The organism is Candidatus Melainabacteria bacterium RIFOXYA2_FULL_32_9 (assembly GCA_001784615.1).
In the GTDB taxonomy this organism is placed as follows: Bacteria; Cyanobacteriota; Vampirovibrionia; order Gastranaerophilales; family UBA9579; genus UBA9579.
Window position 1 is genome coordinate 1 of record MFRQ01000042.1, and the last position, 12,059, is coordinate 12,059.

The window sequence follows — 12,059 nt, forward strand, 5'->3', positions numbered from 1 at the left end:
GTCTATTCCTCATTTCCCTGCCCTCATTTTTTGGACAGTTTACATGACGAATTTTTTATCACTTTGTTTTATACCACTACCAAAAAATTATTAGGGTGCATTGTGCACAGACAAGGAATCCAAGTAGAACAAAAATAAAAGCCCCGATCTGAAATGATCTGGGCTTTTAATGGCGGGGCTGACGGGGCTCGAACCCGCGACCTCCTGCGTGACAGGCAGGCACTCTAACCAGACTGAGCTACAGCCCCACGACTTATAGAATTATAGAATACAATTTCTTTAATTTCAACAATTATTTTTTAAAACCTATTTTAAATTTCTTATTGCTAATAAAAACTTGCTTATTGGCATTTTTTTATATTCACAAGTTTTACAGTTATAGATAAGAATGTTGGATTATTTATCAAAGGTAGAAAATATGCATGATACTAGATTAAATAATAATTTGAATTTTAGTCAAAATAAAAAAGATTATTCTAAGTTTTCTTTAAAAAATAACTTTTGTTGGGATTTTTCTTTAAGTAACAAATCTTTAACAAAAGATACAGCCAGTTTTTCTTCCAGTAAAAAGAATATTCAGTTACAGCAAACAAATAAACTGTCTTTTACAGGAAAAGTCCCTGCTCAACCCGATATAAAAGCATATTTAAAAGATTATGCTGATTATATGTCTGTTGCTGATATGCATAATGCGATTTTAGATTCTTTTGTAAATCCGACTGCTGCAAGGGAAATAAATGTTTTTGAGAATAAACATCAAAAGGATAGAGGGCAATTACTTAATGAAGTCTCGAATTCTGTGGTTAAAAAGTTTGATAAGTTAAAGAACTCTGATCTAATCGTTATAGGTGCTACTGAACCTGCAAAACTTAATTTTTTGGATGCTGAAAAGTATACTCAGGTAAAAGATATTTATCTTAATCTTCTAGATAGGCCTGAAACTTTTAATAGAATAAGTTTTGATGCTGAAGATCATCAATTAGAAACAGTTTTATCGCAAGATCAAATTGAGGAAGAAACAAAGGATTTTAAGCACATAGTTAATGATATTCTTCCTGAAATTTTGAAAACAAAGACTTTTATACTTGATGATCAGGCGAATTTAAACAGTATTTTGTCAGATGAAGTAATACAGGGGCTTATTATTGATAAATTATATGAAGAAATAGCAGGAAATAAAGCAGATAACGATGAACAGGAATACTTTGAAGCTGCTGAGGAAAAGCTGCATGAAGCTTTGCATACATTAAGTGATATAAATAACAAATTTAATATAACTACTGTATCAAGAGTACCTCAGCACTTTTATGATCCTTTAGGTAAGGAAGCAGGTGCCCCTGGTGAGTATTACAATAATCAATATTTAGGCTTAAGGCAGGAACCTAAGAATTTTTATGAAGCTAAGTTTTTAAATAATGCAGCTAAGGGAATAGCGGATTATGATCCTGATAGCACAATCATTGTAACGCCTAAAAGCGCTGCGAATGATATAGTTGAAAAAATTAAGGCAATGAATAAAGATTATCTTTTTATTGAAGATTGGTTTTATAAATATTGTCTTGGTGACAGGAAAACTAAAGATGAAATCCTTAAAACCCTGAATAAATCTACTGATAACAAGTACAAAGAGCAATTTAAATCTATTGCAGAAGAATTGGATGGTTATTTAAATAATTATATTCAGGTATATGACATTAATAGACCAGAAAATGGCAAAAAACTCACAGAAAAGGTGGGGGATTTTGGTAAAATTAATTGCATGTCAGAGATATCAAAAGGATATTTTCTTGGAATCGGTGAAGATGCCAAAGATTTAATTAAAATGTCAGTTGGGATTGGATTATTCGTAGAATTTGCAGAAAAATTAAGCGAAAAAACAGGCATCCCTGCTTTTGAAATTGTTGCTCACGCATTAGCTGCTAATCTTGATAGCGGAGCGTCTGCCGGTGCCAATTATTTACACTGGAAAAATGAATTTGGAGATAAAGTAGCTGAAGAAAATTTTGAGAAAACTATTAGAAATATTTTCCTTGCATTTATTGCGGCACTACCGTTTAGTAGTTTATCTGTAGGTGATGGACTGATAAGAGGCACACTTAATAGTTTCATGTACAGAAATTTATCTGCTATAGACGCATATTCCGGTGTAATCAACAGCTTAAGTGCCTATTCCGATAAATTAAAAGAACTAATGCAAAATGGTTCTAAAAATCCACCTCCTGAAATTAAAGATGATCCTAAAAAAGTTGAAAAATGGAAATCCCAGGAAACCTGGAAAGCATTTTCTGCACATTCACTAAATAAAGGGCAAACTTTAGGAGTTGGAGTAAGTCAACCATTTGCGATAGGTATGGTTCCGCTCATGTTGTTGCTGGGTCCTGCCAGTAGAGTGCCTTTGATAACATTAGCCGGGACTTTAGAATGCTGGACATCAAGTGTTTATTTCCTATTAGATAATCAAAACTGGCATAATTTTTCCAACAAGTTAAAAGAATCCATGGTTAAAAATGGAACAGCCCATATTACGCCGGAAGAATATTCTGAACTTAGGCAGGGACTAATTTCTAAAGCAGGTCAAAAAGTAGCAGGTACATCTGCTTTTAGTTGGTTATCGCAACATAACCCATTATCTAGTGATAATGGCACAGTTAATACTATTAAAAATTCAAAAGCAGGACATATTGCACATGATGTAATAAATTTTGCGCCTCATTATATAGCTTTAGGATTAAAGAAGTTTTTTGATAATAAATATAATAATATGTCTGAAGAAGAACGTGAAAACCAGCATGGACACCACCATTAAATAAGAGCTATAATTGTAGTAGAGTTATAAAAAGGTGATAGTTGTGCTTGAGTCACTCAAAACAGTAGTTAATGAATTTGAACCATTACTAATAGATATAAGAAGATATTTACATCAATATCCTGAATTATCCGGACAAGAGATTAATACAGCTAATTATATTCATGCAAGATTACAAGAAGCAGGAATTGAGGCTGAAATTATCAACACAGAAGCAGGTCCTGCTGTTATTGGATATATTCATTCAGAAAAAAATCAAGAGACAATTGTCTTTCGTGCAGATATGGATGCGTTACCAGTCACAGATAAAAAAACAAAGTCATATGCTTCAAAAGTTAAGGGTGTAATGCATGCTTGTGGGCACGATTTTCACACAACAGTGGTTTTAGGAACAGCTTTAACTCTGGCTAAGTTAAAAAATGAGCTTAATGTGAACTTGAAATTCATATTTCAGCCTTCAGAAGAGGTTTCTAACAGTGGTGCTGATGCATTAACCAGGATGGGAGTTATGGATGATGTTGATGCAATTTTTACCATTCATGCATTACCTACGCTGCAAACAGGGAAAATTGGTATTAAATATGGCATGGTAGCAGCTGCTGTTGACTTTTTTAAACTTACCGTTAAAGGTAGGAGCGGACATTCAGCCAGGCCAAATGAAGCTATTGATGCTATTTTTGTTGCAAGTCATATTTTAAATTGTTTATATTCTGATATTGCAAGGCAATTTAATCCGGTTGATCCTTTTGTAATATCGGTAGGGAAAATTCAAGGGGGTACAGCCTCTAACATTATCGCTGAAACTTGCGAGATTGAGGGAACAGTCAGAACTTTTGAACCTGATATGAGAGATAAAATACTCGATTTAATAAAAGAAAGATCTATTCACCATGCCAGAGCATATGGTGCTTCAGTAGAATTTGAAAATTATAATGGTAATCCTCCTGTAATAAATGATGTTACGCTAGCAAGATTAACTGAAGATAGCGCTTCAGGAATAATTGGGGCAGAAAATATAGAAAGAATTTCAAAACCCAGTCTTGGCGCAGATGATTTTGCCTCATATTTATCGTATGCACCAGGTATGTTAATTAGAGTTGGAACTGGTGGAGAGGGTGCTTCTTATCCATTACATAGCACTATGTTTGACATTGATGAAAGAGCGATAGCTATAACTGTGAAAATATTAAGCTCAGTTGCTATTAATTTCTCAAAAAGTAAAAATTATCTGCAAAATTGGGCACAAAATACTGTTGTTTAAGAATTTTAAAAATAGACTTAACTGCAATTTGCGTTAAGTCTATTTTAATATCATAATGAGAACAAGTTTTACTTGTAGCAATGAGGGTAAAGAGTTGAGAGAAATTAGTGAAGTTAGTTTAAATAATTTCTCAATTGGTGGTTCCAGTATGGTTATAATGGCTGGGCCCTGTGTTATAGAAGAAGATATATCTATTATTTTTAAAACAGCAGAGAAATTAAAGGAAATTGCAGTTAAATTAGAACTGCCATATATATTTAAAGCGTCTTACGATAAAGCAAATAGGACTTCCATTGAGTCATATAGAGGAGTTGGTATTGAAAGAGGCTTAGAAATACTTGCTCAGGTTAAAAAAGAATTTAATTTGCCTATTGTAACAGACATTCATCATCCTGAGGAAGCAAAAGTTGCAGCAGAAGTTGCTGATGTTCTTCAGATTCCTGCTTTTTTATGCAGGCAGACTGATATACTTGTTGCGGCTGCTAAAACAGGAAAAATAGTTAATATTAAAAAAGGTCAGTTTTTAGCACCTCAGCAAATGGCAAATTCGGCTAAAAAAGTAATTGATAGTGGAAATGATAAAGTTGTTCTCATAGAAAGAGGTGCTAGCTTTGGTTATGGAAATCTTGTTTCTGATATGAGAGCTATCCCTATTATGCAAGATCTTGGTTATCCTGTAATATTTGATGCTACTCACAGCGTTCAGTTGCCAGGTTCTGGTGGAACTCATACTTCCGGGCAGAGAGAATTTGTAGAGACTTTATCAAGATCAGCTGTAGCAGCAGGAGCTAACGGATTATTTTTAGAAATTCATCCGGATCCGGATAATGCTCCTTGTGATGGACCAAACATGATAGCTTTGAATAAGGCTTATGATTTACTAAGTATTTGCAAGGAAATATTTGAAATAGTTAATAAGTAATTTTGAATTCTAAATACTTAAGCATTTAGAATTCAAAAAATGGGCTATAAAACTTACTATGCTACTCTATTGGGAATATTTTCGGATAAATAACCATTAATGTTATCTATAGTTGTTTTTAATATCCTATGTAATGCTTCTAGACTATCAAAAGCAACATGTGGTGTTACTATAACATTTGGTAATTCAAGTAATTTATGATTAAGCAGAGTTCTACTCAAACAATTAGTATCAATGCAGTCAACTTTCATTAAATATTCATCTTCATTATTAAGAATATCTTCACATTCAAGTACATCAAGGCCTGCACCTGCTACAATTTTATTTTTAATAGCTTTATAGAGTGCCTGAGTATCCATAATTTCGCCCCTTGCGGTGTTAACTATTACTACGCCTCTTTTCATTTTGCTGAAAGATTCATCATTAATCATATGAAAATTTTCTTTAGTTGAAGGGGCATGGATACTGATAATATCAGATTCTCTATACAGCGTATCTAAATCAACATATTGTACATTGTAGTTTTCTTCCACTTCTTTCTTAGGATATGGATCATAGGCCAGAATTTTCATACAAAAACCATTTGCTATCTTGATAGCGTGAGTTCCTATTGCCCCAGTACCAATTATTCCTATGGTTCTTTCATTTAGGTCAATTCCAAGATTGCCTTGAATATTGATAATTCCTGCCTTTAGATCGTTATAAGACTGAGTTATTTTTCTTGTAACATCCAGTAATAGGCCAAAGGCAAATTCTGCTACTGTACAATCACCATATTTAGGGACATTTACTGCTGGAATATTCTGCTCTTTACAATATTCCAAGTCTATATGATTATATCCTGTTGATCTTGTAGTAACCATTTTTAAATTCGTGAATTTGCTAAGCAAATCAGCTCTTGCTCTTGAGGTTGTAAAAATAGATAAAATGTCTGCATCTTTTACCTGATCTAAATATTTATCCAAACTTTCTTGCAAGGATTCTTTAATCATAATAAATTCGCAATTTTCAGGTTTATTTTCTTCCAGATACTTTTTTTCAATATCTTTTATATCGAAGAAAGCTACCTTAGTTATTGTCATAATATTTCTCCTTATAAGGCTACGTATTTTATTTTTTTATTATTTCATAAATCTGCTTAAGATAAAATCGTACTGAAATGCAAAAATATATGGATTGATTGAAAATTAGGGTTAAGTAATTATAAAGTTTTTTATTTGGTTAGGTTTTTGCTCTACCTTTTGTGATAAGATTTTAGTAGGGAGTGAAAAAATAGATAGTTGCTGGGAAAATGGAAAATCAAGATATAAAAATTGTATTAGATATTGAAACTACTGGTTTAGATTATCGTAGAGAAAAAATTATTGAATTTGCAGGTGTTAAACTTGTAAATAACGAAATTACTGAAGAATTTGAAACATTAATTAATCCGCAGCAGGAAATTAGGCAATCCAGTATTAATATTCATGGCATAACTCAGGAAATGGTAGCTGATGCTCCAACTCTTGAAGAAGCTATGCCTAAAATTTTGGATTTTATCAAGGATTATACAATTATAGGTCACAACGTAATTTTTGATTATAGCTTTTTAAAACAGGCTTGCAGAGATCTTTATGGTCATGGACTTGATAATCACAGAATAGATACGCAGCATATGTTTAGAGAAGTATTTCCTGATGAGTTTTCTCATGGACTTGATGCTTTAATGAGAAGATTTAAAGTAGAATTTGATGTCAGGCACAGAGCTATGGCAGATGCAAAAGGACTTGCACTAGCTTATCCGAGATTAAAAGAATTATACGACAGAAAATATGAGTGGCAATTATCACAATTAAAAAATATAGATTACTTATTCGAAAGATATTTAAGAATTCAGCAAACAGTTCAGGCATTACAAGCTGAGCTATCTGATATTAAATCTATATTTAAAGTTTATTTTGATGAAGGTGGTAAGGATATTCAGTCTACTACTGGAGAATTATTAACCTGTCAATCAAAATATTCCTATAGCTATGATTTTGAGCAAATAAAAGATACACTTGAAGAAATTGGGGCTTATGAAAAAGCAGTTAAGCTTAATAACGGTTTTATTGACAGAATGATAAGAGGTTCAAGCTTGGAAGATTATATACGTGAAAAGCTAAGTCAGGCAAGAACGCAAATTAGTGAGAGTAAGTCTGTTATCATAGTTAAGCCGGATAAAAATTTTATTACTAATGGTAATGGTGAATAATCAGGTAAAAATTTGCATTTTGTACGAAGTATATTTAATTAAAGCCTCTAATCCTAGGATTAGAGGCTTTAATTAAATATACTTGAAAAATTTTATCTGGCAATAGTATCTAAAGCTTGTTTTAGTTGAGCTGGAGTTTGCGGAGAATAATCTTGTTGAAAAATAATTTTCCCGCTTTTATCGAGTACAACAATGTGCGGAATTCTTGAAGGGATATTTATCCCCATAGCTCTTGCTCTTTCTGGTGTAGTATTTAAGTCGATATTAAATTGTTGTATATCGACTCTGCCATCGTATGCATTTATTAATGATTCTATAGCAGGTACGGCGGCTCTGCATTTTGCGTTCCATTCTGTGCAAAATACAATCACAGTTGTTCTACTAACAGCAAAAGCAAATTGACTTATCAAGAAAACACTTATTATTAGAGCTATGCTTATACTTGTTAATAACTTTTTGCTGATTTTTTTCATGGTTCACCTCGTTAATTGAGTTTTTAGGAATTTATCTGATTCTCTTTTAAGTTCATTACTTAATTTTACTGTTTGTCCGACTTTAATTTTATTTTTGTGGCAAAAACCACCCTTTAATTCTATTGCATAATCTATTTTATATCTTGATGAATAAAGTTCACACGGATCATTTTCACAAGCCGGTACCATACTATACATTGTAACAACTTTATTTTTATAAATAAAGAGTATATCTAGGGGAATTTTTACATTTTTCATCCAGAAATTAACGTAATCAGGCATATCAAATAAAAATATCATGCCTTGATTTTCTTCCAGGTTATCCCTGTACATTAAACCCATTTGTCTTTTTTCAGCTGTATTTGCCACTTCCAGGAAAACCTTCTTATTATTAATCACAGCAAAGTCTCTACTTGCTAAGTTTTCTGCATAGATACTAAGCGAAAACAAAAAAGCTAATATCCCACAGGTAGCTACTATAAAAATTTTTTTAAAATATGGTTTTTGAAAAAAAGGATTTTTCATTGTTATAACCTATAGAGATAGCGGCCGAGCTGTAAGAATTTTTAGGTAGTTTTCTTAGTATTTTACCATTGGGGTTTATAATTACGGAGTGGCCTGTATTAGCTGAGAAAATCAGTGGTTTACGGGCTTCTGCTGCTCTCATAGTACTAAAAGCTACAAATTGTTCTTTAATTATGCTGTTACGAAACCAGGATAAATTAGAAAGTCCTACAAGTATGTTAGCATTATTTTTAATTTGCGACTTAATGAGATCAGGGAAGATCATCTCATAGCATATATTTGGAGCAACATTACCAAAGCTTGTATTTATTACTTTTATAGTATTTCCTTTATAAAAATCTGTTTTTCCAGCTGTAGAAGTAAATCTTTTTAAGTAATCAGGCAGAATATTTGAAAAAGGTGTATATTCTCCAAATGGAACTAATCGTTGTTTGTCGTAAATACTATTTTCATTGGTTTGCAGTGTTTTATCCAGTACAATAGCTGAATTAGTTGGTATTAATTTCTTGTTTTCGAAAGTTACATCAACCGTTCCAAGAATTATTGTTTTATTTTGATTTTTGGCTATAGTTTCCAGTTCACTATAAAAATTAATATCATTAAGTCTTAAAACCTCAAAGAATGCTGTTTCTGGAATAACTACTAATCCTGAAGGAGCTTTTTTTATTTCTTTTAGAAAATAAGCTTTAGCTGTATTAATGGATAAAGCGTCTTTCTTTTCTTCTTCTACTGTAATATTGCCTTGAATTACAGTTGCAGTTATTATTTTGTCAGGTTTAACAGGAATGCTTAAAATTATAAATCCAATTATATGAATAATTACAACGCTTGCAGTAATAGTTGTAATTTTTACCAGAGCGGGTTTAAGCTCAATATTTTTATTTATTAACTCATAAATGATAAATGCAAGTAATGAATTAATAAATATAATAAAGAACCCTATTCCTATGCCCCCTATATACTGGGCAAATTGAAGTAATGAGAGGTTAAGATATTGTGAATATTCAATCATTGACCATGGAAAGGCAAATTCTCCTAAAGCCATTAATTTATTTATAATTATTGACCAGCTTAAGGCAATTAAAAGGCTTTTTCCGACAGTATTTATTTTAAGATGTGTGGCAACATAGGTAGCTAGGCCGAATATTGCTAAAAAGTATGAAGAATATAAAGACAAATAAATCCATATTGACCTTGTCAGAATAAAACTGTTATTGTTACTAAAACCGAGCCACTCTAAAGGATGTAAACCTGTAAACCAACTTAAACTTAATAGATTAAAACCTAAGCCGAAAGTAAGTGAATATAATAGGCTTTTTCTAAGAGATTTACTATTGTTAATAAGAATAATTAAAGGTACAAGGCCAATCCAAGCTAAAATACTAAAATTAAACCCCGGCATGCTAAAAGCAAGGAACAACCCTGATATAAAACTTATTAAGATGGCATATTTATCTAACTCCAAATTTGTTGGAGGCTTTTTATTTATTGGAAACCTATTTTTTATCTTTTGAACATATTTTGAGGTTGTTTTTATTAGTTGTGGGCGATTCTCGACTTTTTGGTTGTTCATTTTTATATTGACTCACAAAATTTTCTACAAATACAGCAATGTATCACGTTAATATTTTAGTTTGTCAGTTAATGACTTTTTTGTTTTAGTGTAATTATAAAAGTTAATAAATTTGAAATTTGTTATAAATTAATATAATTATAGTTACTAGAACAATAATTTCTATTATACAAAGTAATAGAACAAGTATACATTAAGAAAGATTTAAATGAGAATTATTGGAATAGACCCTGGAATGGCAATAGCTGGGTATTGTGTACTCGATATAGATTGTAAATCTAATGAGGATCAATATATTATTGTTAATTCAGGCTCTATACAAACAAGTAAAAAGGAAAATAATTCTACAAGATTATTAGAAATACATAACGATTTAACTGAATTAATTAAAACATATAGTCCTGATGTAGCTGCTGTTGAGCAGATTTTTTATTTTAAAAACGCAAAAACAATTGTGCCTGTTTGTGAAGCCAGAGGAGTCATAATTATGACCCTGAAAATGTATAATATACCTATTTATGAATACACTCCTCTTGTTGTAAAGCAAACAATTACAGGATATGGAAGAGCAGAAAAAGCTGAAATAAAAAATATGATTCAGATAATTTTGCAACAGGATGTTCCTAAGCTTGATGATACGTGTGACGCTATAGCAATAGCATTATGCCATTCCAGACAGCAAATTAACTAAGAACCTATTCCCATTCTGAATAATACCTTTTAATTGTAAAATTGATAGATTGCCACAGATTCCTTCAGAATCTTCGCAATGACAGAGGTTTTTTTGATTAATACTGTTCATTTTTTATTTCTTAGATAGCATCTATGGCGCATTCTTAAGAAAATGAAAGTTTTTATAAACCTAACTTGTTTAAAATATAGTAAGTCGGTTAGTCTATCAGGTTATCTAAAAAAATGGATAAAGCATGCAAAATATTCTTATATAGTTAAAAAGTGGGGAATATTAGTATGTCTATTGTTGCTATAGGACACAATGATAAAAATATTGAAAAATCAATAATTCAAGCTTTAGATGAACTTGATATTAAGGATATAATTGAGGGCAAAATTGTAGCAATCAAACCTAATGATACTTATGCTGACTCTGCAAATATGAGCGGGGTTACCCGAGGAGATACACTTAGAGCAGTTATTCGCTATATAAAAAGCTTTAATCCAAAGAAAATTGTAGCTACAGGCGGAGCTGGTGCTGAGGTTACTTATAATGTTTTTAAAATAACCGGCATGCTTGATGCACTAAATGAAGAAAAAGTAGAGTTTTTTGACCATAATACCTATCCGTTTGAAGAGGTAAGATTGGATTTTGGTCCACAAAAAACTGTTATGGTTAATCCCAGAATTTTTGAATATGAAACTTTGATTTCTCTAGCACAGCATAAATTACATGCCACAGCTACAGTGACTTTATGTTTAAAAAATGTAGCGATGAGTTATCCAGCTGCAAATTATTACGGGCATCCAAGATCCAGCATGAGTGAGCACGAACATCATATGTTCGATGATTTACAGAGATTTATTGTGGCGATGATAAAGCGTTTTCCAATTCAATTAGGGATTATTGTAGGTCATCCATCAATGATTGGGAGCGGCCCACTGGAAGGTAAAGCTGTAGAAACTGGATTAACAATTGCAAGTAAAGATGCTGTTGCAGCAGATGCTGTAGGAGCAAAGTTATTTGGTTTTAATCATCAGGCAGTAAGGCATATATTTGAGGCTGGAAAGCTGGGTATAGGAAAATCTGACATTAGAGATATTGAGATAAAGGGTGTACCGTTAGAAGAAGCCATTAGAATATTCACTAAAAAGGCTTATGGAGAAGAGTTATACTTCTAGTGGCAAGATTTGCAAATAATATGTTAAAAGCGACCCCTGTCATTGCGAAGATTCCGAAGGAATCTGTGGCAATCCATCCATTGTACATTTAAAAACTAGTATTCATAATTGGCAAGATCCTCACGTCGTTCCTCAGGATGACATTGGGTATTATTAGAAGGATTGATAACTTGGAAAAGTGACTATGTCACTCAGGATGACAGTTCGGGAAATTATAGCATATTATTTGTCGATCTATACACTAGTCAGGAATTACTTTAGTATTAATGTTTATAGAGTCACCTTACCTGTGCGAAGCAAACAGGTAGTGACGAGATAAACATAGGAACAAACAAAAAATTATTGCGTATTTTAAAACGCAAATCTGTCATTGCGAGCGAAGCGAAGCAATCCATTAAATAATGCTATAATT

The 12,059-nt window shown here is 32.1% G+C and carries 10 protein-coding genes and 1 tRNA gene; 6 read left to right on the top strand and 5 right to left on the bottom strand.

What is annotated here, in order from left to right; all coding sequences use genetic code 11:
• Positions 1-170: 170 nt before the first annotated feature.
• A tRNA-Asp gene (locus A2255_00945) sits at positions 171-248 on the bottom strand.
• Positions 249-418: 170 nt separating this feature from the next.
• Between A2255_00945 and A2255_00950 the strand changes: the two genes are divergently transcribed.
• From A2255_00950 to A2255_00960, 3 genes are read left to right on the top strand one after another with little or no spacing between them, the layout of a single operon-like run.
• Positions 419-2,806: a hypothetical protein gene (locus A2255_00950; protein OGI22019.1), complete on the top strand. Its 2,388-nt coding sequence runs from the start codon at positions 419-421 to the stop codon at positions 2,804-2,806.
• A gap of 43 nt (positions 2,807-2,849) precedes the next feature.
• Positions 2,850-4,067, top strand: coding sequence for a hypothetical protein (locus A2255_00955; protein ID OGI22020.1), 1,218 nt, complete (start codon positions 2,850-2,852; stop codon positions 4,065-4,067).
• Positions 4,068-4,122: 55 nt separating this feature from the next.
• Positions 4,123-4,989: a 3-deoxy-8-phosphooctulonate synthase gene (locus tag A2255_00960; GenBank protein ID OGI22021.1), complete on the top strand. Its 867-nt coding sequence runs from the start codon at positions 4,123-4,125 to the stop codon at positions 4,987-4,989.
• A 56-nt stretch (positions 4,990-5,045) separates the two neighbouring features.
• On the opposite strand, the gene A2255_00965 is transcribed toward A2255_00960, so the two are convergent.
• Positions 5,046-6,071 (bottom strand): hypothetical protein, encoded by a 1,026-nt coding sequence (locus A2255_00965; protein OGI22022.1) that lies wholly within the window; start codon positions 6,069-6,071, stop codon positions 5,046-5,048.
• A gap of 209 nt (positions 6,072-6,280) precedes the next feature.
• Here A2255_00965 and A2255_00970 point away from each other — a divergent pair, with 209 nt between their 5' ends.
• Positions 6,281-7,222 (top strand): hypothetical protein, encoded by a 942-nt coding sequence (locus A2255_00970; protein OGI22023.1) that lies wholly within the window; start codon positions 6,281-6,283, stop codon positions 7,220-7,222.
• A 92-nt stretch (positions 7,223-7,314) separates the two neighbouring features.
• On the opposite strand, the gene A2255_00975 is transcribed toward A2255_00970, so the two are convergent.
• The 3 genes from A2255_00975 to A2255_00985 are packed head-to-tail and all read right to left on the bottom strand — an operon-like array spanning position 7,315 to position 9,793.
• Positions 7,315-7,695, bottom strand: coding sequence for a hypothetical protein (locus tag A2255_00975; GenBank protein OGI22024.1), 381 nt, complete (start codon positions 7,693-7,695; stop codon positions 7,315-7,317).
• 3 nt (positions 7,696-7,698) lie between these two features.
• Positions 7,699-8,220 (bottom strand): hypothetical protein, encoded by a 522-nt coding sequence (locus A2255_00980; protein OGI22025.1) that lies wholly within the window; start codon positions 8,218-8,220, stop codon positions 7,699-7,701.
• On the bottom strand, positions 8,186-9,793 hold the full coding sequence (locus A2255_00985; protein ID OGI22026.1) for an apolipoprotein N-acyltransferase: 1,608 nt from the start codon (positions 9,791-9,793) through the stop codon (positions 8,186-8,188). The genes A2255_00980 and A2255_00985 overlap by 35 nt, the downstream gene beginning before the upstream one ends.
• 208 nt (positions 9,794-10,001) lie before the next feature.
• Here A2255_00985 and A2255_00990 point away from each other — a divergent pair, with 208 nt between their 5' ends.
• Together A2255_00990 and A2255_00995 are read left to right on the top strand one after the other, a co-directional pair.
• Positions 10,002-10,484 (top strand): crossover junction endodeoxyribonuclease RuvC, encoded by a 483-nt coding sequence (locus A2255_00990; GenBank protein OGI22027.1) that lies wholly within the window; start codon positions 10,002-10,004, stop codon positions 10,482-10,484.
• A 278-nt stretch (positions 10,485-10,762) separates the two neighbouring features.
• Positions 10,763-11,647: a hypothetical protein gene (locus A2255_00995; GenBank protein OGI22028.1), complete on the top strand. Its 885-nt coding sequence runs from the start codon at positions 10,763-10,765 to the stop codon at positions 11,645-11,647.
• Positions 11,648-12,059 lie beyond the last annotated feature (412 nt).